This is a genomic window from Aquimarina spongiae (genome assembly GCF_900141785.1).
In the GTDB taxonomy this organism is placed as follows: domain Bacteria; phylum Bacteroidota; class Bacteroidia; order Flavobacteriales; family Flavobacteriaceae; genus Aquimarina; species Aquimarina spongiae.
Map to the genome: position 1 here is coordinate 1 of NZ_FQYP01000006.1, position 22,226 is coordinate 22,226.

Sequence of the window (22,226 nt, forward strand, 5' to 3'; positions counted from 1 at the left end):
AGGAGATGATCATTTGGTAGGTTATTATGTACCTTCATCTTCTTCGGTTAATGTATCCGATATAAAGAGTTATTTACAAGATCGTTTACCGGACTACATGGTTCCGAGTTATTATGTAGCGTTGTCTTCCTTACCATTGACTTCCAATGGTAAGATTGATCGCTCAGTTTTGCCTATTCCTAGTTTAGAAGATGTTGCTTCTTATCAAGCAGCAGAGACTTTATTAGAGTCTAAGTTGGTAGATATATGGAGTGATGTCTTAGGATTAGAGGCATCCAAGATTAGTGTGACCAGGAGCTTTTTTGAGTTAGGAGGTCATTCATTGAAGGCGACAAAATTAGTTTACAAAATAAAAGAAGAATTAGGAGTTACTCTCTCTGTAGTAGATATTTTTTCTAAACCAACAATTCGCGAGTTATCTCAGAAAATGGAAAAGGCAAATATAGCTGCAGTACATATTGACGAAAGTGTCATTTTGTTAAAAGAAAGCACTAACCAACTCAAAAATCTGTTTTTTATACATGATGGCGGTGGAGATGTGCAAGGATATATTCAACTTTCTCAATGGATTCAAAATTACAATTGTTATGGAATTCGAAGTAACACTCTAAATGATCTTCATCCTGTAGATCTTAGTATTCAAGATATAGCATATGATTATATCCAGATTTTAAAAACGATTCAGCCAGAAGGGCCTTATACAATTATTGGATGGAGCTTAGGAGGAGTCATTGCTTGCGAGATCACAAAACAACTGGAAAATGCAGGAGAAAAAGTAGACAAACTGATTTTGATTGATACGGTAATTAAGCAGCCAGTATCAAATGATAATAAAGGGTTTGATCTTGTTATCGAGAAAGATATTCTACGATCTATTATAGGAAACATACCGGGTCCATTACTTCAAGCACAAAAAGTTGAAGAGTTTTGGCAAGTATTGTTAGGACTTATACATGCTGAGGAAATATCATTTGATGTTGTTAAAAAAGCAATTCCAGAAAATATCCAAAGATTGATGTCAACTTTGGATCAGCAGAATGCCGAAAAGATGATCAAAACCTTTAATACAGTTAGATCTCTTGATCAAGCTATGCTGAGCTATACTGTTGAAGGGAAAATAGATGCCACGCTAGTATATATAATTGCTTCTGATTCTGGTTTGGATCACAAAACTCTTTTGGATAAGACAAAAAGACTCATTGTAGAAAAAATAGAAGGAGATCATTTTTCAATAATGAAATTTCCACAAGTCAAAGTACTTGCAACTGTCCTAGAATCTATGTTGTTACAGGAGGAACATATACTAGTTTCTCAACAATAAAATATTTCATAACAAAACTTTATTTACACCCTGTCTGTTCATCTATGAAGAAGAATAGATACTGGATGTGAGTAAATGTTTAGGACCTAAATTTAATCTAAAATCAATAATGAAAAGAAGGAGTAAAAATTTCCATTATAGTGTGATGGTAATGCTATTTGCATTTTATCAACTTTCGTTTTCTCAATCTGCTGCCAATGATCTAATTAGTTCGCAAATTGATGCAGAAGTAAACGAAATGATGAAAGAAGGTGATATCCCTGGGGTAAGTGTCATCATCATTAATGGCGACAAAAATGAAATCCGTAATTACGGGTACGCAAATCTTGAAAAAGAAATCCTGGTCACCTCTAATACTTTGTTTGAGCTGGGCTCATGTACAAAGGCATTTACAGCTCTTGCAGTAGCTAATTTGGTAGATCAAAATAAGATTTCTCTAACGTCTGATGTACAAACATACTTGCCATGGTTTAAGGTGTTTTATGAAGGTGACCCAGTGAATATAAAAGTGGAGCATTTGCTTCATCATACCAGCGGAATACCCTGGAGTACAATCTCCAAAATACCTGAGTCAAATGACGAAAACGCACTAGAGGAGACAATCAAAGCCATAGCAGGACAAGAACTTGAAGAACTACCAGGGCAGGAGTACGAATATGCTACAGTTAATTATGATATTCTCGCTTTAATTATCGAAAAAGTCACTCATATTTCATTTGAAAATTACCTTCAAAATGAGGTGCTAAAAAAAATAGGGTTAGACCAAACCACTATTGGAGAGCCTAAAGATGACAAAATGATGTCTTCTGGTTATAAAATAAGTTTTTTTCAACCCAGGAAATATAACGCTCCCAGATTCAAAGGAAACAATGCTGCAGGTTATGTGATTTCAAATGCAGAGGATATTTCAAAATGGTTGCAATTTCAAATGGGATTATTACAACTTGATTTTTATGAAATCGCTCAGCAAACTCATCAAAGAGACGAAACTGTACCATTACATAATATGTCATCATATGCCATGGGATGGGAAGTGTCATTGAGTGGAAATGGAGAGATTTATCACAGTGGTCTTAATCCAAATTTTACCTCTTATATCACTTTTAGACCAGATGAAAAATTAGGAGTTGCAGTTTTGGCAAATTCAAACAGTACATATACTCCAATGATTGGGGATCATGTAATGAAAATAATAGCTGGAGAAAAGGTGGTTAACGAGTTTGATCCCGGAGATAGAGGAGATAAGACATTTTCTATTCTTTCGATAACTCTATTGGTATACTTATTAATTCTAACGAGCTATTTCTTTTGGGCTATTCTCGATATTGTAAACAAAAAACGAGAATTTCAAGGATTGGATAAATCGGTACTAAAGAAATCAAGTACCATGTTATTATCAATTGTTCCTTTTATTTTAGGGTTGATCATTTTGCCACAGGCGATTGCTAATTTTGATTGGAAATCGATTCTGGTATGGACTCCAGAGAGTTTTGATTTTATGATAAAACTAGTAATAGGAGCAATGGCTGCGAGTTATTTTGTGTATGTCTTTACCATGTGTTTTCCAGAAAAGAATGCATATAAAAGAGCAATTCCCAGAATTGTATTAATGAGTATACTTTCTGGGTTGTCAAATGTAGTCGCAATAATCATTATAACTTCAGCCATAGGTAGTGATGTTGATCTAGAATATATTATTTACTTCTATTTACTAACAATATCGGTTTATCTATTAGGAAGAAGATTTGTGCAGGTCAACTTGATTCGATTTGCTAGAGGTTTGGTATTTGATTTAAGAGTTCGACTAGTAGATAAAATATTCGCTACTTCTTATCAAAAATTTGAGCGAATAGATAGAGGAAGAATTTATACGGTATTAAATGATGATGTGAACAGTATAGGGCAATCTACAAATATTTTTGTAGGCCTGATCACTAGTGTAATTACAACAATAGGTGCTTTTATTTACCTTGCTTCTATTGCGTTTTGGGCAACAGTACTTTCAATACTTTTAATTGTAGCTCTAGCTGCTATTTACTATTCTGTGGTTCAGAGTACAAATACCTATTTCGAAAAGGCAAGAGATGAAAGAAACATTTTTATGCGCCTTTTGAATGGAATGATTGATGGTTTTAAGGAAATAAGCCTTCATCGAAATAAAAAACATGAATATCAAGAAGACATCACTCTAAGTGCTGATAGATTTAGAAAAAAAATATCAATTGCAGATGTCAGATTTGTAAATGCTTTTTTAACCGGAGAATCCTTGTTGGTAGTGTTATTAGGGGTTGTTGCATTTGGGATGCCAGAATTTTTTCCAGACATGAAGCTTTATACGTTGATGAGTTTTGTTGTAGTGTTACTTTATCTAATTGGTCCTATTAACGGAATTTTGAATTCAGTGCCTGGTCTTATGCAATTAAAGGTGGCCTGGAATCGCATTCATAGATTTTTGGAAGAAATTCCAGCAGATATCCATGTAGCTAATTCCATCCCCAATGTAGAGAATAAAAAGTTGCACAATTTAAGTTTGGATCAAATAGAATATGAGTATAAAGATACTGATGGGAATACAGTATTTGGGATTGGTCCAATAGATCTTACACTAAAGAGTGGAGAAATTACATTCATCGTAGGAGGTAATGGAAGTGGAAAAACAACACTGGCCAAATTACTAACTGGTCTTTATAAACCAACTGGTGGGGCAGTAAAAATAAATAATCATAGTTTGTCCAATCTGGAGCTTAGCGAATATTTTTCGGTAGTTTTTAGTCCTTCACACTTGTTTAAAAAATTATACAACATAGATGCCAGAGGAAAAGAGAAAGAAATAGATGCTCTTCTCAATACACTACAACTCAAAGAAAAAGTTAAAATTATCAATAATGAATATAGCACAATTGATTTGTCGGCAGGACAAAGAAAACGATTGGCTTTATTTCAATGCTATTTAGAAAATTCACCTATTTATTTGTTTGATGAATGGGCAGCAGACCAAGACCCTGGTTTTAGAAATTTCTTCTACAGAACACTACTTCCCGAAATGAAAGCAATGGGAAAAACTATTATCGCCATCACCCACGATGATCACTATTTTGATGTTGCTGATACTGTTTACGAAATGAGAGAAGGACAGTTAAAACAATATAGAAAAGAGCTTGCTATAGAGAGTGTCTTCTCGAATGAATAATGATTCTCCATTATTCAGCAATCATAATCTTGAAATCAAATCCATCCATGAATATGCACATCTATGGATAATTTATCATAACACAAATTTATTTTAATATGAAACCACTTACGAATAGAAAAAAGAAAATGAGTCTTTTGAAACAGATGTTTTTCATTGGCTTAGCCTTGGCTGCAAACTGTTCAGTAGCTCAGGAAAAAGATTTTTTTGTCTCTAACAATGAGAAAATAAACAAAAAAGAGTTTGATGAAAAAATTGATAGTATTCTTGCTATCACAAATATACCTGCGGTATCCCTGGCAATAATTGAAGACAATAAAATAGCGTATTCAAATTCTTTTGGGTATAAGCATCAATTAAAAAAAGAGGTAATCGATAATAATACTCTTTTTGAGGCTTGTTCTCTCTCTAAAATATATTTGGTAGCTGCAGCCTATAAATTGGTAGATCAAGGGTTGCTAGATTTGGATAAACCAATTTTTGAGTACAAAACAAATGAAAAATTGGCTTATGATGCACGATATAAATTGATTACACCGAGAATGATATTAAGTCATACCTCTGGAATCGAGAACTGGGAATGGTTGAACGTTGGTGGTAAATTAGAAATATTACAGGATCCAGGAACTCAATATACGTATTCTGGAGAAGGGTTTCATTATCTGGCAAGGGTAATCCAAACAATTCTTGATAAACCCTATGAAGAATATCTGGATGAAATCGTTTTATCTCCATTAAATTTGAAACAAATCGACCTTAATTACACACCTGCCGACTCTATTGGAAATTATGCAAATGGACATAGTATAATTGGTAAGAGCCTAAACAAATGGGTGACAAAAGATCCTTGGCCGGCCTCATCAATTCATACTACTGCTGAAAGCTTTGCAAAGCTTTTGGTTTCGGTTTTTGATGAGCAATTTTTAACAAAAGAAAGTATCGCGAAAATGACAAAGCCAGTAATGGTTATTGAAGAAGGTAATGATTCTAAATATGGAATTGCAAATGGATTCTTTGTTCTTGAAAATGAAAATGATAAGATTGTGAATTTCTCTGGTGACAATAAAGGCTTCAAAGCTGATATGCTATACTCGCCTATTCATAAAAGAGGTTTTGTGTTTTTTACAAATAGTGATCTTGGTGGAGTGTTTGGAAAGCATTTAAATAAATTGACCACCAATTTGGATGCTAATTTGTACCTAGATAAACCATATTTCAAGGATTACGAAACTATATCAGATTTAATAGTACTCTACAATCAAGAGGGTAAAGGCAAAATGTTTGAAAGGATAGATAGCATGAAGGAAGAAGAGTTAAACTTTTATTTGCTCGAAGAGCTAATGTTTGATTTCTATTCGAAGGATAAAGAAGCATCTGAGAGAATTGCTGAAACGATTTTAAAATATGATAAAAAATCTGCCGCTTCCTATTTTCTTATCGGAGTGGTTAACTTAAAAGTTCATAATAATCCTGTCAAGGCAAAAGAATACCTATACAAATGTAAAAATCTAGGGTTTAATCGGTTTGATGTTGATAGTTATATCAGATCATGTGATGATAGCATCGCCCAGGGACACTAGAAAACTTCTTGCTCTTTTTTAATATTCACTATATGTAGTGATGGGGTGTAAGTGCCTATTGATTAAATATTTATAATTTAATTCTCAATTGTAGAAATGGAAGTAAAAGAAAGAAAACTCAACGGTAAAATTTTGAAGGATGCTTTTGATAAATTCACAGAGGCATGGGAACAAAAAACAAAGGATCAGGGAAATGCAGAGACGTTTAATGATCATTTGATAAAAGGAGGCTTGAACCTATTATCTGCAGCCAAAGATGCTATACCGTGGGAAGGTAGTTTACAGGCTATATTCTCAAAAATGGAAGATTATGCTCCACGCGAAGATATCGAATCTTTTGTAGCCTTGGTATTAAATAAGTACTACGGTAGATTTGTTGATTTCAATGACCGAACAACATCAAGTATTCATACTTCTGACGATATTAACTTAGATTTTCTTAAAAAATCTGATGAGGACGATAGCTTTATGATGAGTCAAGGTCGTTTTGATTGTTTGCGTTGGAAAGATACAATCATATTTAAAACCGTATATGATTTAGCAATTTATCAAATGATGATTTGGGAGCTAAAACCAAAAACTATTATTGAAATAGGGTCTGGATCAGGAGGAAGCGCAATATGGATGTCTGATCTTACGAACCAATATAATCTAGACAGCCATATCTTGTCTATTGATATTTATCCACCAAAAATGAAATACAGAAATGTATCATTCATTGAAGGCGATGTTAATCAAATAACTTCAATACTCGATGAAGAAACCATAAAGACGTTGCCACATCCTTGGTTAGTAATTGAAGATGCTCATGTAAACGTATTAAATGTTTTAAATCATTTTCATGGTTTTTTAACTCAGGGAGATTATTTGGTTGTAGAAGATAGCAAGTTCAAACAAGATGTTATTTCTGATTTTCTAAGAGAAAAAGAACAGGATTATCAGGTGGATACGTTGTATTGTGATTTTTTTGGTCAGAACCTCACTTGCTCTCACAATTCAATCTTTCGTCGTAACTGATCAAATTACAAAAGATAGAAGCTAAGACCTATAGAATTTCTTTTGCAGTAGGTTATCTATTTATACCCTATTTATTACAGAATTATAATTAATCATTGATGATTTAATGATCAGATCATCAATGCACATCATCTTAAACTACAAAAACATGATAGATAAATTAGTATTACCATTGGTTATAAATCTTGATGCTGTTACGGCCAAAGATTTTATCTCCTTTTATTTAGAAAATAAAATCGAGATCGAGACAAAATTAGAACATTATGGAGCAATAAAGTTTAGAGGAGTGCCTATTGCTTCTTTAACCGACTTTCAGGAAATAGTGAATTCCATATCAGATAAATTTTTAAGCTATATAGATGGAAATTCTCCCAGAACAAAACTTACTGGTAATGTTTATACCTCTACAGAATACGATAAGACCCAAAAAATTACCATGCATAATGAATTGTCGTATTCTGCCACTTGGCCTAATAAATTGTTTTTTAGTTGTTTGGAGCCATCAGAAACCGGAGGAGAAACCTTGCTCGCCGATAGCAGAGAGATTGTAAGAGTAATGAACCCTGATATCGTTGATGAAGTACAAAGTAAAGGGGTAAAATATATTAGAAATTTACATGGGGGATTAGGTATTGGGCCCTCTTGGCAAGATACTTTCGAGACCACGGATAAAGCTCAATTAGAATCGTATTGCAAGGCTTACAATATTAATTTTGAATGGAAAGAAGATGATAGCCTGCGATTAATACAATTGAGCAAAGGGATTATCAATCATAGAACTACTGATGAATTAATATGGTTTAATCAAATAGATCAATTTCACCCATCTCACTTAGGAGGAGAGTTATTTGATATTATGCAAACTATGTATGCAAAACCTATGGATTATCCAATGTTTGTTCAGTTTGGAGATGGAACCGATATCAATGAAGATATGATAAAAGAAGTGATAACGACTATTGATGCTGTTACGCAAGCTCCAAAATGGGAGAGAAATGAACTTCTATTAGTTGATAATGAATTGATAAGTCATGGAAGAAACCCATTTACAGGAGACAGGAAAGTTGTGGTTTCAATGTCAAAGTAGGATGTTGTATTAATTCGTAATGCATAATAATGAAAATTAAAAGAGATAAGACCGTTGGTATAGTTGGAGGGATGGGACCTCATTCGGGCTGTGATTTATTCGAGAAAATTTTGTCAAATTCTAGTGCAAAAACCGATCAGGAATATATATCAGTTGTGCTCATGTCTTTTCCGAGTAGTCATGTGGATAGAACTTCTTTTTTATTAGGGGAGACATCTATAAATCCAGCATATAGTATTGTAGATGTAATACGAAAATTGGAAGTTTCGGGAGCTGAAATTGTTGGAATATCGTGCAATACGGCTTACTCTCCACGTATTTTTAATGTAATTCAAAATGAGCTCAAAAGAGTAAAGTGTAACATCAAATTGTTAAGTATGCCTTTTGAAACTTGTATGAAAATTAAGAGAGAGCATAGTAATATTACTAGGGTAGGAATCATGGCAACTAATGGGACATATAAATCAGAAATCTACAAAAAACAACTAGTGGATCTAGGTCTAGAACCAATCACTCCTGATTTTGAATTTCAAAACGAAATAATTCATGCTATGATTTATGATCCGGAATACGGGATCAAATCTAATCCAGAACATATACATGCTAAGGCAAAGGTTTTGGTGAAAAAAGCGATTGAATATTTTAAAAATCAAGGAGCAGAGGCAATAATTCTTGGGTGTACTGAATTGTCACTGATCATTAAAGAGAAAAATATAAAGGGTATGGAAATTATAGATTCAACCCAAGAATTTTCAAGAGCATTAATTAAGGAGGCCAAAGTTGCTCTTCAAAATCCAAAAGAATTGTCTTTCCTAACTAATTAAAAAAGACTAAAAACGATACTTCAATTACGTATTAATCATACGATAAACGAATAAATTTAAGATGAATAAACTAAAACTTTTTTGTCTTCCTTATGCAGGAGGATCAGCTGCCATATTCAATAAATGGAAAGAGTTTATTGACGATACTATCGAAATTATTCCGATAGAATTGGCAGGACGTGGAAGCAGAATACAGGCTCCGATGTACACTTCAGTTTCAGAAGCTGTTGATGACATTTTTGAAATTGTTAAGGAGGGTATTACAGATGGACCATATGCATTGTTCGGTCACAGTATGGGAGCTATGCTCGCTTATGAGTTAACTACTAAGATTGCAACGCAAGGTTTAGAAGGGCCGCAGCATATTTTCTTTTCAGGAAGAGCTGTACCTCATATTAAAATGAGAGAGGATAAAAAGTATCATCTTTTGGATGAGGAAAACTTTAAAAAGCAAGTACGTAAATTGGGAGGTACCCCACCTGAGTTTTTTAAACATCCTGAATTACTAGAATTATTTCTTCCATTACTTCGAAATGATTTTATGTTGGCAGCAACAGATTATAGTAATAGAGAAATAGTTCCACATTCTTGCAATATCACAGTTTTTTTAGGCAAAGAAGAAGATATGACCCATGAACAGGCAGATGGATGGAAACTACATACCGAGGGAGTTTGTTCTATCCATTATTTTAACGGAGGTCATTTCTTTCTAAATCAATATGCCAAAGAGATGGTAGAATTAATGAATACAACATTGATTACGCAAAAAAATACCTTAGAAAAAATTAGACTTTCCTAATCCCGGAAAAATTAAAGAAATGAGTATATCATCAATTAATATTCTTTATACTTCTTTTTCTGAACGACTGCCTGGAAATATTTGGAATAAGTACTTCAATCTATTACCAGATAGAATGAAGGAAAAAAACATACGATTTCAACGTTGGCAGGATCGACATTCCCATTTATTTGGTCAGTTATTGCTATTAGTTAATCTCAAAGAATTTGGGTATGGTAAAGGATCTTTAGAACAAGTTCTTTATGAACCTAATGGAAGACCTTACCTTAATGCAGATATTGACTTTAATATTTCTCATTCAGGAGGAGAAGTATTATGTGCAATGACCAAAGGAATGCGAATAGGAATAGACGTAGAGGAAATCAAAAAGATTCATTTTCAAGATTTCAAAAACGTAATGAATCCATCACAATGGAGAACCATAAACAATGCAACTGAACCGTTGGGAGCTTTTTTTAAACTCTGGACGATAAAAGAAAGTGTTATCAAAGCGGATGGTCGTGGATTAGCAATTCCATTACCTGATATTAATATCGCTGAAAATATAGCCGAATACGATAATTGTATATGGTATTTAAGTGAAATCCAAACCCAATCAAACAGTAGTGCATATTTAGCTACAAGCAATAAAGAGGTTAAAATATACTTTAGGTGTTTGGATTTTTATCCAAGGTCATTACATCTTCAAAGATGACCTATTCTTTTTTAACGAATTATAAATCAACTTAATTCAAAGAAGCAAGTCCAATACAAATGGATAGCTTCTTACATATTTCCCTAGCTTTTTTTTAAAAGCGGGGATCACTCATTAGACTTTTTTGAATAAAAACAAAAATTAAAATCAAATTATGAAAAGTAAAATTGAAAAAACTGACGGTAACATCGTTATTGTTGGAGCAGGGCTTACCGGATCAATGTTAGCATTAATGTTAGCTCAAAATGGATTTAAGGTAGACGTTTATGAGAAAAGGGGAGATGTTCGAGAATATGTACCCACCAAGAAACGTTCTTTAGGAATGTCATTGTCCAATAGAGGTAGAAAAGCACTTAGAAAAGCGAACATTTTCAGTAAACTAGAACCAACAATGGCTTCAAAGCATGGTAGAGCAACGCATAATGCTAGTGGTGGAGTGAAATTTCAAATCTATGGAGACGGTGGTCAAACATTGAGCACGGTAAATAGAAAAAACATTAATAGTCTTCTAATCAATGAAGCTATTGATACTGGATTGGTGAACTTTCATTTTAATCAGCGATTATCTGAAATTGATTTAGAAAACCATGTGATAACCTTCCGAAGTTCAGAAACGCAGGAAGAAAATAATGTAGCCTATTCTTATTTATTTGGTGCAGATGGAGCAAATTCAAATGTTAGAGAGGTGCTTTCAGAAAATGATATATTGACTAGTGAACGTAAGAAGTTGTATCATGTGTACAAGGAGATGACGATACCTATGGGTGAGGATGGAGACTATGTTTTGGATCCAAAGTTTGTACATATCTGGAGTGCTCCTGATACCGTATTTGTTGCACTTCCAAGTTTAGATAAATCGTTTATCTCGACAATTTTTTATAGAAATGGTGAAGATGGAGAGCTCAAAAATGTAAAGACTAAGGAAGAACTTGATCTTTATTTTGAAAAGCATCTTCCTAATCTTCATAAGATTTTACCAAATTTGGAGGAAGATTTCTTCGGCAATCCAGATTCTGAAATTTTTGAAATCAAATGTTCTCAGTGGAATTATGAAAATAGAGTGTTGCTTATAGGAGATTCGGCCCATGCATTTGCTCCATTTTATGCGATGGGGATGAATACGTGTTTTGAAGATTGTAGTGTATTCATGAAAACACTAGAGGAAAACGGATTTGATTTTGGAGATGCAATATTAGAATTTGCAAATACCAGAAAAAAGGATGTAGACGCTATGCAGTTTTTAACGAATAGGAATTACCATAATCTTCAATTCTGTAAGCAACCTATTTTTGACCTAAAATGGAAGCTCGAACGAAAGATATGGGCTGCTCATCCTGATTTGTATATGCCAGAGTATTGTATGGTTGCTTTTTCAGAAATTCCTTTCTCTGAAGTAGTAGAAATATCCGAAAAGAACAAAGAACTCATTGAAGAAATTTATTCGCTATACCTAGAACAAATAGTAAATGAAACTCCAGAAATTGATATGGATTTATTCGTTCAAATAGAAGAGGTTAGAAATATTTTAATGAGTAGAGAAGCACACAGAGAATATCAAAAAGTGTTACTATAAAAACACATTGTGTATATCTACACACTTGCACTACAAGAAACAATAAAGATCTTTATTTTGTGAGTTGGTTAAATTTTAATTCGAAAGTGGTAAATGTATTTACTTCGGATCTTACCGTTAATGTACCTTGGTGCATTTGCAAAATTTGTCTTGATAAACTCAATCCAATGCCCGATCCAGTTTTTTTGGTGGTATAGAACGGGATAAAAATTTTATCTATAGCCTCGGGAATAATACCTTTACCATTATCAGTAATTTCTAGAATAAACTCTCGCTTGTGGTTGATATAGCCTTTTACAGAAATGGATGGAGTTTCATGATCAGATCGTTTAGCTTCAATAGCATTTTTAAATAAATTTATAAGCACCATTTCCAAAAGCTTGGCATCACCATATAAAAGAATATCTTTTGGTGTGGTTTGATATTTAAAATCAAAACCATTTTTGTCCAATTCTGGTTTCATCAAAAGATGTATATGCTTTAAAAGTTCTAGAACATTAATGCTAGCAAATACAGGAGTAGGAATATTGGTATAGTCCCGGTAAGCATCGATAAAACTAATGAGACCGTCGGCTCTGTTTTTAATAGTAGAAATCCCTTCTTTCAAATCGTTAAGGTTTTCGTGATCGATAACATAATTAGAGTCTAAGAGGGAAACATCTTCTTGTAAGATACTATACATTGTATCGTTTAGTGATACTATCGGCGTAATACTATTAATAATTTCATGGCGTAGAATTTTTGTGAGATTTTGCCAAGACTCTATTTCTTTACGCTGTAATTCTGGATAAATGTTTTGTAGTGCAATTATTTTTATAGGCTGATTTTTTATTTTTATCGTAATACTATGAATGGCAAGCTGAATTTCATCATCACTTTTTAAGAGGATATTTCTGCCAGAGGCTAGATCGACAACAGCTCTATGAAGTTCTTCATTATAGTTGGCTAATTCCTTAATGTTTTTTAAGTGTTTGATGTTAATTAGCTTTTTTGCGTAACTGTTTATTAGTTTTATTTCTCCCGAGGAAGAATAACAGATAAGACCGGTATTGACCTGCTGAACAATAGTGTTTAAGTATTGCAAATGCTCTTCTTTTTCACTTCGTTCTTCGCGAAACGCACTCAGTACCTCGTTAAAGGAAGTATTGAGGTTTCTGAAGCTTTTATCCAGGTGATTATCTACAGAGAGTTTAAGTACAAAGTCTGAATGCTTTATTGCTTCCAAAAATCGAGTGAGTTTTTTATCTGTACGTGTAAGATATTTGAATAAACTAACGAATTGAATGATAACGCTGAAAAATAGCAAAATAGCTATGGTATAAGCTAGTGCTGTACCATAGGTTATCGATAAATAAAACCCTACAGAAAGGGTAATGCATAGTAAAACAGTTTTTACTAATACATAAAATTTAAAATAACTAAAGCCCATGCTTTTTTAATCTTCTATATAATGCTGGACGAGTAATTCCAAGCTCATTTGCTGTTTTAGTAATGTTACCCTCATACTTCAAAAGTGTTTTTTGTATGAGCGTTTTTTCAACATCCTCTAATTTTTGGTGTTCGGTACTATTCTGATTAGAATTAGGCTTTAAATAAATGTCAAAATCATGAGGTTGTAAGATGATTTCGGAAGACATGATTACTGCCCTTTCTATAGAGTGCTGTAGCTCTCTAATATTTCCAGGCCAACTATGTTGTTGTAAGTTGGAAATAGCTTTTTTAGAAATGGATAAGTTTTTTTTGTTGTATTTTCTTGAATATATTTTCAGAAAATGATTTGCCAATAACGGAATATCTTCTAAACGTTCTCTTAGTGGAGGTAAATGGATCTCAATAGTATTGATGCGATAGAGCAAATCTTGTCTAAAAGTTTGTTCTTCGACCATTTCATATAACGGAAGATTCGTAGCGCAAATAAGACGAATATCAACATTTAATAGCTTGTTAGATCCGACTCGGTTTATTTTTCTACTTTGTAAAGAGGTGAGAAGTTTGGCTTGTAATGCTAAGGACAAGTTCCCGATTTCATCCAGAAAAAGGGTACCTCCAGAGGCAACCTCAAACCTTCCTGCTCGATCTTCTTTGGCATCGGTAAAAGCACCTTTTTTATGACCAAACAGTTCACTTTCGAATAGAGATTCGGATATAGAACCTAAGTCAACACCGACAAATGGTTCCCGATTTCTAAGTGAGTTTCTGTGAATAGCGTTTGCAATTAATTCTTTTCCCGTTCCATTTTCGCCAAGGATAAGAACGTTGGCATCAGTAGAAGCTACTCGGTCAATAAGATAAAAGACTTTTTGGATAGCAGGACTTTGACCAATAATTTCTTTGTATTTATTGTTTACATACGTATTTAATTCTTGTTGTTTACTACGTAGGTTTTCAATTTCTAATTTGCTTTCTCTTAATTGGATTGAAGAATAAAGAGTAGCCAAAAAGGAGTTGTTTTCCCAAGGCTTTAATACAAAATTAGTGGCGCCGGCTTTAATTGCTTTTACCGCAGTTTGGATATCGCCATAGGCAGTCATTAGAACAACCACAGCATTTGGATCAATATGGAGTATTCTTTCTAACCAATCAAACCCTTCTTTTCCACTGCTGACATCTCTTGTGAAATTCATATCGAGCAAGATGAGGTCATAGCTTTCTCTATTGAGATAGTACGGAATGGATTCGGGATTATCGGTAAGATCAATTTTTTCAAAATGACGTTTGAGGAAAATATTGGCAGCTTTTAAAATGTCTTCATTGTCATCAACGATTAATATTTTTCCTTTTTTCTGAGTGACCGTGGTCATAATAGTAGTATAGGTTTAAGAGGTAAATAAGATGAATGTAATCTTAAAATACAGGTTGGTTGGAGAATTAGGTTTTTAGAGTTTTTAAAGTATTAAATAGTATCAATATTTACATAAATAGATAATAATTGTATGTGATCGTTTACGAACAAAGGTGTTCGTTTATGAACGTTTTTGTGAGGTGAATATACGAAAAAATAAGGGTTTACAAGGTAAAATGTTGTTTGGTACGCTTGTTGCCAAAGTGGCATTGAAATGTTAATTATAATAAAAGTACAATGGACAAAATAATCAAAAAGAAAAAGTGGACAACGAAAAAAATCTCTTATACCGCAGTAGGAGTGGTTGTTTTATGTGCTGCCATCTATATCGGTTTTTCAGAAAGAGGATCAAAGCTTAATATTAATCCTGATAAGACTACATTTTCGATGGTGAAAAGAGGGCAATTTCAAGAGTATATTGTCCAAACAGGAGAAATAGTACCCAATGGCACCTATTTTCTGGATGCTATCGAAGGAGGAAATATTACTGAGGTAGTAAAAGAAAGTGGTGCAATCGTAAAAAAAGGAGATGTAATTGTTGTATTAGAGAATGCCAATTTAAGGCTTAATGTTTTGAGTCAAGAAAATTCGTTGAACGAACAAATCAATAGAATTAGAACAACGAGATTACAACTGGATCAAAATTATCTTTCTCAAAAACAACAATTGGCTCAAATTGAAAATCAATTACAAATTTTGGGACCTCAGTTTCGAAGAGATAGCGTTTTGTTTTCAAAAGAATTGATTTCAAGACAAGCTTTTGAAAAAACACAGGCGGACTACAGGTACAATCTAAAAAGAAAAGAATTTACTTATGAGTCTTTCAAAAACGACTCTACATCCAGAGTTACTCAGCTTAGTCAGCTAAGGTCTTCAGAAATTAGTATGATGGAAAGTCTAACAGGAGTAAGACAAATATTAAGTAATCTGGTAATTAAGGCCCCAATAGACGGTCAACTTACTACTTCTCGATTACAAGAAGGTCAAAACATCAGTAAAAGCGAACGAATAGGACAGGTTGACGTGATAGGGAATTACAAGGTTAAGGTTCCTATTGATGAATTGTATTTGTCTAGGATTGATAAAGGTTTGGTAGCTAGTACGCTGTATGCAGGAAAAGAGTATAAGTTAATGATCAATTATATCTATCCCAAAGTAGAAGATGGGAAGTTTGAAGTTGACATGAGTTTTATTGATGAGATTCCAGAGGGAATAAGAAGCGGACAATCACTACGATTGAAAATAGAACTGGGTAAATCATCAGAGCAGTTGCTTATTCCTGTAGGAGGTTTTTACAGAAGTACAGGTGGGAATTGGGTTTATGTTTTGGAAAATGATAATAAAGCTATAAGAAGAGAAATTAGATTAGGAAAAAAGAATTCAGAAAACTATCAGGTTCTAGAGGGATTAGATATCGGTGATAAAGTGATTACATCATCATATGATAACTTCGGAGATAACAAAATCTTGGTTTGGTAGGATTAATAACAACTAAAAAACAATTTAAAATGATAAAAGTAAAAGAACTTCAGAAAGTATACGTAGGCGAAGAAATTGAAACTTCGGCAGTGGATAAAATAGATATTGATATTCAAAAAGGAGAGTTTATTGCCATTATGGGGCCTTCGGGATGTGGAAAATCCTCTTTGCTAAATATATTGGGATTACTCGATAGCCCTTCTGGTGGAGAATACTGGTTTGGACAAGATGAGGTTTCAAGTTATTCTGAAAAGGAAAGATCAAAATTAAGAAAAGGTTCTGTTGGGTTTATATTTCAAAGTTTTAACCTTATCGATGAATTAACGGTTTTTGAAAATGTAGAATTACCCTTACTCTATATGAGGGTTCCAAAAGAGGAAAGAAAGCAAAAAGTAGAGGAAGCACTAGAGAGAATGAATATTATGCACAGGAGAAATCATTTCCCACAGCAACTATCTGGAGGGCAACAACAAAGAGTTGCTATTGCCAGAGCAATTGTGGCAGATCCTGATGTGATTTTTGCAGATGAACCAACGGGGAATTTAGACTCTTCTAATGGTGAAGAAGTTATGAGGCTATTAGAAGAGTTGAACGAACAAGGGACAACAATTGTAATGGTAACTCACTCTCCTAGAGATGCACAATTTGCCAATAGGGTTATTAATTTGTTTGATGGAAAAGTAGTAACTGAAACTGTAAACGCACAGTTTTGATGAGATATAGATAAATCACACTATATCATCTAATAAGAACATAAAATGATAAGAACATATTTTATATTTGGTTTTTTGTGGGCATTCCTAATTTTTGATATGAATGCTCAAGTGAAATTAAATTTAAATGAGGCTATTGATCTAGCATTAAAGCAGAATATCAATATTGCAAAAGAAGATAATAACCTTAAGGCGTCTGTAAAATCCAAAGTAAATGCTTTAGCTCGAGTGCTACCGAGTATTAATTTGAGAGGAGAAGGTTTTAATGCGACTGGAAGGAATTTTGACCAAACAACAGGAGTAGTTCGTACAGAAACGGGAGAATTTGTTAATGGAGCTGCTAATGTAAACTGGAATATTCTAAATTTTCTTGAAAATTATAGTAGAATAAGGATGTCTAACAATGACAGACACTCCAGAGAATTCAATTTAGAGGCTACAAGAGAGTTAACTACATTAAATGTTATTAATAGTTACCTTCAAATTTTGCAAAGTATCAAGCAAGATTCCATTTTACAAAAATTCTATGATACCCAAGAAACAAACCTGGATAGAACCCAAAAAATGATTGATATTGGATCTTTACCAGGGCAAGATTATTATACACAAAAGGCAGAGTTAAGTAGGATAAAATCCCTACAAATAGCAAATAATAATATTGTCGAAAACGCAAAAAGAGAACTGTTATTAATACTAAATCTACCGGCAAATACTGATCTGCAACTGGAAGATCATTCCGTAAACTCAGAGGCTTTCGATAATGAAAATGATGATTTGCAGAGTTTGTATAACTCTGCACTAATCAATAGGAAGGATCTAAAAAGTTTAGAATTTGATGTGAAGAGCAAAAAGAATCAGATATCTGTTTCTCGATCATCATATTATCCAAACATTAGATTATTTTACAATTATGGGTCCAACTATTCATCTTTTGCGGATCCGTCATTTAATGATCAGTTTTTTGATTTAAATATCACACAGACCTATGGTTTAGCAATCCAAATTCCCATATTTAACGGTCTAAATAGTCGAACGGAAGTGTATAGATCCGTAGTAGAATTTAAAAATGCAAATCTAGATTTAGAGCAGTTCAAAAACAACGTCTTGGTCGAGATTGCTAATGTAAAAGGAAACATTAAAGCTGCAGAGGAAACAAAAATCTACCGAGAAGAACAGATGAAAGCCACAAAAGTTGCTTATGAACTTCAAAAAGAAAAGTATTATCTGGGTGATGGAACACCTTTGGATTTAACTTTAGCACAAAGAGATTATATTGAGGCAACTTTATTATTAAACCAAATCAATTATCAATTGATATACAATAGATTTGAACAAGATTATTTTGCCGGGAATATTAGTGTTGCCCGATCAAGAGGTATGATGTAAATCTATTCTTCCATTTAATTTACTCTCAATTTTCGTACTTCAAAAAAATCCGGTTTATAGCTAGCAAGCATTTCTTTAAAGACATTGTCATTTAAACAACGGTACTAAAAACTCCGTATTGTTGAAAATAGCAAATTACATTCAGATCATTACCTGAGTTAATTACCGACACTAGCTTTCTCAAATAGCAGAAATCAACTATAGAAGAATCACCTTCACCAGTAAGCTTTATCAATAAAACTTACTGGTGGAGGTGATTTCATTATTAAATCAGAATTCTTCGACAGTATGGTCTAAGTCTTAATGGACCTAAAATGATTAAGAAAGTTTAAACAAAAACCAAAATTTTTTAGAATGAAAAAAAAACGTTTAAAAACACTTTCATTAAAGAAAGAAGTGATTACTAAGTTAAACCAAAGTCAAGTTCGAGGAGGACGTTTAGTAATTGACAAAACCACTACCAATCAGGATACAGAAAGAAATTGTACTCAAGGATGTTCTTTGGGAGGTACCTGTGGAGGAGGATCAGCGATATGCTAATGCTTTCTAACCTAAGAAATTAAGTTTTCTTAGGTTTTCTTCCTTAATCAAAGATGACCCTTAACCACCATGATATAATAGTGTTTTATGTTGTGATGAGGATGTTGAGTTACTATACTTTAAATCTAAAATCATTAACCGCATATTATTAAAATTTATTAAGCATGAAAAAAATAAGAAAAAACAATCTTAGCATAGACAAGTATACGATTGCTAAGTTGAACTACTCCAAAATAAAAGGAGGATATCCAAAAGCTTTTGCAACACAAAGTGATCAGCAAATAACGGGGTGTCAAACGAATTGCAAATCTGAAAATTGTGGAACAAATTATCAATAGTAAATAAAATTAGGAAGTTTCTGTTTTTTAGTTTTTTGGGAAGGGAGGATCTAATACTAGGTCTTCCCTTTTTTTATGATAAACGAATATTATTTCCTTTAATTTGTATAAAAGTACCTAAGGAATGATAAAGAGAGTAGTTTTAAGGGTTTGTATTCTCATTTTTAGTGCCGCTTGTGTTGAGCAAAAATCTGAGGATTTACGTATTGCTGTCTCTGCAAATATGCAATTTACCATCGATGATTTGGTTGCGGCTTTTAAAGAACGTACGGGAATAAGGTGCCAGGTAATCATAGGTTCTTCGGGTAAACTAACAGCCCAAATCAAAGAAGGAGCTCCGTACGATATATTTGTATCTGCAGATACTAGTTACCCCGATCAATTATTTAAAGAAGGGTATACGATGTCAGCTCCAAAAATTTATGGATATGGGAAATTAGTGGTATGGTCTAGATTGGATAGTACAATACCTTTGATTCCACTTTTAACAAGTCAACAAGTACATCATATTGCCATTGCCAATCCCAAATTGGCACCTTATGGTAAGGCAAGTGTTGAGGTTTTAAAAAAAATGAAAGTTTATGATGATATTAGGGAGAAACTGGTTTTTGGAGAAAGTATCCTCCAAACCAATCAATTTGTGATTTCTGGAGCTGCAGAAGTTGGTTTTACTTCAAAATCTGTAGTTTTATCAAATAAAGTTAAAGATATAGGAAGTTGGGTTGCCGTAGACCAAAGAGATTATAAACCGATTGCTCAAGCCTTGGTAGTTATTAAACACGAAGGAGATCAATACAAAAAAGCCGAAAGGTTTCAGGAATTTTTCTTTACCAATACCGCCAAAACAATTCTGGAAAAATCTGGTTACACTATAAATAGTGAAGAATGAACAGCTTAAAAGGAACAATAAGTGCCATTGAAAATAATGACGGGATATCTTTGATAACTGTCAATTTGGGCACAACAATATTTCATGTGCTGATAATAGAAACCGAAGATGAAACGACGTATCTTCGGGTAGGAAATACAGTGAAACTGATTTTTAAGGAAACCGAAACTATATTAGCTAAAACTGATAAAAATACTACCAGTATCCCGAATACTATTTTAGGACAAGTATTGACGGTACAAGAAGGAGCAATTTTGTGTAAAATTAGGATAGATATTAGTGTGGCCAAAATTACTGCTGTAATTACCAGATTGATGCAGAATCAGTTACAGTTTAAAACGGGAGATACAGTCACTGTATTGATAAAAGCATCAGAAATTATGTTATCAGAATGATAGATTGGCAACCTTTGATATTAACCTTTAAGTTGGCATTAATTACAACATTTTTGCTTTTTATCTTATCGATACCTTTATCGTATTGGTTAGCATACACAAAGTCTAAAATCAAACCTATTGTAGAAACCTTGGTAAGTATGCCTTTGGTACTGCCGCCAACAGTACTCGGTTTTTATCTTTTAGTTGTTTTTAGTCCCAACAGTTGGTTAGGGAGTTGGATACAAGAGTATTTAGGAATTCAATTTATCTTCTCTTTTCATGGTTTGGTGCTGGCCTCCATGATGTATAGCCTTCCATTTATGGTTCATCCTATACAATCTGGTCTTTCGGGGCTTAGTTCCTCGTTGACAGAAGCTTCTTATGTATTGGGAAAATCAAAACTGACTACGCTTTATAAAGTACTTCTTCCCAATATAAAACCTTCTCTGCTCACAGGCATTGTGTTGGCCTTTGCGCACACCATCGGAGAGTTTGGTGTAGTGCTAATGATAGGAGGGAGTATACCCCAAAAAACCAAAGTGGCTTCTATAGCAATTTATGAAGAAGTAGAAGCTCTAAATTATGATACAGCAAATGTGTATTCACTGATTTTGTTTGCTATAGCATTTTGTATTTTACTGTTCGTTTATGTAGGAAATGGCGGATATTTAAAAAGATTTTGGAAATGATTCATGTCAACATACAAAAAAAGCTACAAGGGGCTATGAATGAGATGGTACTTGATGTGGATTTCACCATTGAACACGGATCTTTTGTTACACTCTTTGGAGCATCTGGAGCGGGAAAAACATCTATACTTCGTATCATTGCCGGCTTAATGCGTCCTGATGCAGGGCAAATCAATATGGGCCAGGAAAAATGGTTTGATAGTGAGAAAGGCATTGATCGTAAACCGCAAGAAAGAAAAATTGGTTTTGTCTTTCAGGACTATGCCTTGTTTCCAAATATGTCGGTAAAAGAAAATTTACTTTTTGCATTAGAAAAAAATCAAAACCCCCAAGTGGTGGAAGAGTTAATTCAAATCATAGAGTTAGAAGATTTACAACACCGTAAACCTGAAAAACTATCGGGTGGACAAAAACAACGAGTGGCTTTGGCGAGAGCTCTTGTGCGTAAACCAACAATTTTGATGCTGGATGAACCACTCTCGGCACTGGATGCCAAAATGAGAACTAGACTGCAGGATTATATTCTTAAAGTTCATAAACAGTTCAATTTAACGACCCTATTGATTAGCCATGAAGTAAGCGAAGTCATAAAAATGTGTGATCGAGTTTTTATGATTGAGAACGGACGCATTTTGAAAGAAGGAAAACCTATGGAGGTATTTGCTAATCAAAAGTTAAGTGGCAAATTCCAGTTTTCTGGAGAAATTATAGAAATATTAGAGCAGGAAATAATTTGTATCGTCACCGTATTAGTGGGGATGAATTTTGTGAAGGTAATTGCGGATAAAGAAGAAATTAAAACCATGAATATCGGAGATAAGGTATTGGTGGCTTCAAAAGCTTTTAATCCGGTACTTCAAAAAATTGAATAAAAGAATTGATGTGCGC

Annotated in this window: 20 protein-coding genes; 18 read left to right on the forward strand and 2 right to left on the reverse strand. The window is 33.6% G+C overall.

Annotated features, from left to right (window positions below; genetic code table 11):
* The 9 genes from BUE24_RS13675 to BUE24_RS13715 all read left to right on the forward strand — a co-directional run.
* A partial coding sequence (locus BUE24_RS13675) for a thioesterase domain-containing protein (RefSeq protein ID WP_244548151.1) occupies positions 1–1,321 on the forward strand: 1,321 nt, incomplete at its 5' end.
* A gap of 109 nt (positions 1,322–1,430) precedes the next feature.
* Entirely contained in the window at positions 1,431–4,511 is a 3,081-nt protein-coding gene (locus BUE24_RS13680; RefSeq protein ID WP_073316670.1) for a cyclic peptide export ABC transporter, read from the forward strand.
* A gap of 98 nt (positions 4,512–4,609) precedes the next feature.
* Entirely contained in the window at positions 4,610–6,091 is a 1,482-nt protein-coding gene (locus BUE24_RS13685) for a serine hydrolase domain-containing protein (RefSeq protein ID WP_084549549.1), read from the forward strand.
* Positions 6,092–6,187: 96 nt separating this feature from the next.
* Positions 6,188–7,108, forward strand: a complete 921-nt coding sequence (locus tag BUE24_RS23630) for a CmcI family methyltransferase (RefSeq protein WP_084549551.1) — start codon at positions 6,188–6,190, stop codon at positions 7,106–7,108.
* A 148-nt stretch (positions 7,109–7,256) separates the two neighbouring features.
* Positions 7,257–8,195 (forward strand): TauD/TfdA family dioxygenase, encoded by a 939-nt coding sequence (locus BUE24_RS13695; protein WP_073316674.1) that lies wholly within the window; start codon positions 7,257–7,259, stop codon positions 8,193–8,195.
* A 29-nt stretch (positions 8,196–8,224) separates the two neighbouring features.
* Positions 8,225–9,019, forward strand: coding sequence for an aspartate/glutamate racemase family protein (locus BUE24_RS13700; protein ID WP_073316676.1), 795 nt, complete (start codon positions 8,225–8,227; stop codon positions 9,017–9,019).
* Between the two features lie 61 nt (positions 9,020–9,080).
* Positions 9,081–9,818 carry a thioesterase II family protein gene (locus BUE24_RS13705; protein WP_073316678.1) on the forward strand — a complete coding sequence of 246 codons (738 nt, stop codon included), beginning with the start codon at positions 9,081–9,083 and terminating at the stop codon, positions 9,816–9,818.
* A 19-nt stretch (positions 9,819–9,837) separates the two neighbouring features.
* Positions 9,838–10,512 carry a 4'-phosphopantetheinyl transferase family protein gene (locus BUE24_RS13710; protein ID WP_073316680.1) on the forward strand — a complete coding sequence of 225 codons (675 nt, stop codon included), beginning with the start codon at positions 9,838–9,840 and terminating at the stop codon, positions 10,510–10,512.
* Positions 10,513–10,666: 154 nt separating this feature from the next.
* Positions 10,667–12,085 carry an FAD-dependent oxidoreductase gene (locus BUE24_RS13715; protein ID WP_073316681.1) on the forward strand — a complete coding sequence of 473 codons (1,419 nt, stop codon included), beginning with the start codon at positions 10,667–10,669 and terminating at the stop codon, positions 12,083–12,085.
* A 52-nt stretch (positions 12,086–12,137) separates the two neighbouring features.
* Here BUE24_RS13715 and BUE24_RS13720 read toward each other — a convergent pair whose 3' ends face one another.
* Positions 12,138–13,310 carry a sensor histidine kinase gene (locus tag BUE24_RS13720; RefSeq protein WP_170864603.1) on the reverse strand — a complete coding sequence of 391 codons (1,173 nt, stop codon included), beginning with the start codon at positions 13,308–13,310 and terminating at the stop codon, positions 12,138–12,140.
* 193 nt (positions 13,311–13,503) lie between these two features.
* A complete protein-coding gene (locus tag BUE24_RS13725) occupies positions 13,504–14,886 on the reverse strand; it encodes a sigma-54-dependent transcriptional regulator (RefSeq protein ID WP_073316685.1) in 1,383 nt (460 codons plus the stop codon).
* A 278-nt stretch (positions 14,887–15,164) separates the two neighbouring features.
* Here BUE24_RS13725 and BUE24_RS13730 point away from each other — a divergent pair, with 278 nt between their 5' ends.
* From BUE24_RS13730 to BUE24_RS13765, 9 genes are all read left to right on the forward strand, one after another.
* Entirely contained in the window at positions 15,165–16,406 is a 1,242-nt protein-coding gene (locus tag BUE24_RS13730) for an efflux RND transporter periplasmic adaptor subunit (protein ID WP_073316687.1), read from the forward strand.
* A 29-nt stretch (positions 16,407–16,435) separates the two neighbouring features.
* Positions 16,436–17,119, forward strand: a complete 684-nt coding sequence (locus tag BUE24_RS13735; protein WP_073316689.1) for an ABC transporter ATP-binding protein — start codon at positions 16,436–16,438, stop codon at positions 17,117–17,119.
* 45 nt (positions 17,120–17,164) lie between these two features.
* A complete protein-coding gene (locus tag BUE24_RS13740) occupies positions 17,165–18,505 on the forward strand; it encodes a TolC family protein (protein ID WP_073316691.1) in 1,341 nt (446 codons plus the stop codon).
* A gap of 354 nt (positions 18,506–18,859) precedes the next feature.
* Positions 18,860–19,045 carry a class I lanthipeptide gene (locus tag BUE24_RS13745; RefSeq protein WP_073316692.1) on the forward strand — a complete coding sequence of 62 codons (186 nt, stop codon included), beginning with the start codon at positions 18,860–18,862 and terminating at the stop codon, positions 19,043–19,045.
* Positions 19,046–19,209: 164 nt separating this feature from the next.
* Complete coding sequence (locus tag BUE24_RS23975) at positions 19,210–19,383, forward strand: hypothetical protein (protein WP_170864604.1); 174 nt, start codon at positions 19,210–19,212, stop codon at positions 19,381–19,383.
* A gap of 124 nt (positions 19,384–19,507) precedes the next feature.
* Positions 19,508–20,272 (forward strand): molybdate ABC transporter substrate-binding protein, encoded by a 765-nt coding sequence (gene modA, locus BUE24_RS13750; protein WP_139242004.1) that lies wholly within the window; start codon positions 19,508–19,510, stop codon positions 20,270–20,272.
* Positions 20,269–20,667 (forward strand): TOBE domain-containing protein, encoded by a 399-nt coding sequence (locus BUE24_RS13755; protein ID WP_073316694.1) that lies wholly within the window; start codon positions 20,269–20,271, stop codon positions 20,665–20,667. The genes modA and BUE24_RS13755 overlap by 4 nt, the downstream gene beginning before the upstream one ends.
* Positions 20,667–21,338 (forward strand): molybdate ABC transporter permease subunit, encoded by a 672-nt coding sequence (modB, locus tag BUE24_RS13760; RefSeq protein ID WP_425290165.1) that lies wholly within the window; start codon positions 20,667–20,669, stop codon positions 21,336–21,338. Before BUE24_RS13755 ends, modB begins: the two co-directional genes overlap by 1 nt.
* 35 nt (positions 21,339–21,373) lie before the next feature.
* The gene (locus tag BUE24_RS13765) at positions 21,374–22,210 is read left to right on the forward strand and encodes an ATP-binding cassette domain-containing protein (RefSeq protein WP_244548152.1); all 837 of its coding nucleotides are present in this window, start codon (positions 21,374–21,376) and stop codon (positions 22,208–22,210) included.
* Positions 22,211–22,226 lie beyond the last annotated feature (16 nt).

Excerpts from the sequence above, each read along its gene's own strand:
- BUE24_RS13765 (WP_244548152.1), top strand. The coding sequence starts at position 21,374 with ATGAATGAGATGGTACTTGATGTGGATTTCACCATTGAACACGGATCT.
- BUE24_RS13680 (WP_073316670.1), top strand. The coding sequence starts at position 1,431 with ATGAAAAGAAGGAGTAAAAATTTCCATTATAGTGTGATGGTAATGCTA.
- BUE24_RS13705 (WP_073316678.1), top strand. The coding sequence starts at position 9,081 with ATGAATAAACTAAAACTTTTTTGTCTTCCTTATGCAGGAGGATCAGCT.
- BUE24_RS13695 (WP_073316674.1), top strand. The coding sequence starts at position 7,257 with ATGATAGATAAATTAGTATTACCATTGGTTATAAATCTTGATGCTGTT.
- BUE24_RS13725 (WP_073316685.1), bottom strand. The coding sequence starts at position 14,886 with ATGACCACGGTCACTCAGAAAAAAGGAAAAATATTAATCGTTGATGAC.
- BUE24_RS23630 (WP_084549551.1), top strand. The coding sequence starts at position 6,188 with ATGGAAGTAAAAGAAAGAAAACTCAACGGTAAAATTTTGAAGGATGCT.
- BUE24_RS13715 (WP_073316681.1), top strand. The coding sequence starts at position 10,667 with ATGAAAAGTAAAATTGAAAAAACTGACGGTAACATCGTTATTGTTGGA.
- BUE24_RS13730 (WP_073316687.1), top strand. The coding sequence starts at position 15,165 with ATGGACAAAATAATCAAAAAGAAAAAGTGGACAACGAAAAAAATCTCT.
- BUE24_RS13740 (WP_073316691.1), top strand. The coding sequence starts at position 17,165 with ATGATAAGAACATATTTTATATTTGGTTTTTTGTGGGCATTCCTAATT.
- BUE24_RS13755 (WP_073316694.1), top strand. The coding sequence starts at position 20,269 with ATGAACAGCTTAAAAGGAACAATAAGTGCCATTGAAAATAATGACGGG.
- BUE24_RS13745 (WP_073316692.1), top strand. The coding sequence starts at position 18,860 with ATGAAAAAAAAACGTTTAAAAACACTTTCATTAAAGAAAGAAGTGATT.
- BUE24_RS13685 (WP_084549549.1), top strand. The coding sequence starts at position 4,610 with ATGAAACCACTTACGAATAGAAAAAAGAAAATGAGTCTTTTGAAACAG.
- BUE24_RS23975 (WP_170864604.1), top strand. The coding sequence starts at position 19,210 with ATGAAAAAAATAAGAAAAAACAATCTTAGCATAGACAAGTATACGATT.
- BUE24_RS13710 (WP_073316680.1), top strand. The coding sequence starts at position 9,838 with ATGAGTATATCATCAATTAATATTCTTTATACTTCTTTTTCTGAACGA.
- modA (WP_139242004.1), top strand. The coding sequence starts at position 19,508 with ATGATAAAGAGAGTAGTTTTAAGGGTTTGTATTCTCATTTTTAGTGCC.
- BUE24_RS13735 (WP_073316689.1), top strand. The coding sequence starts at position 16,436 with ATGATAAAAGTAAAAGAACTTCAGAAAGTATACGTAGGCGAAGAAATT.
- BUE24_RS13700 (WP_073316676.1), top strand. The coding sequence starts at position 8,225 with ATGAAAATTAAAAGAGATAAGACCGTTGGTATAGTTGGAGGGATGGGA.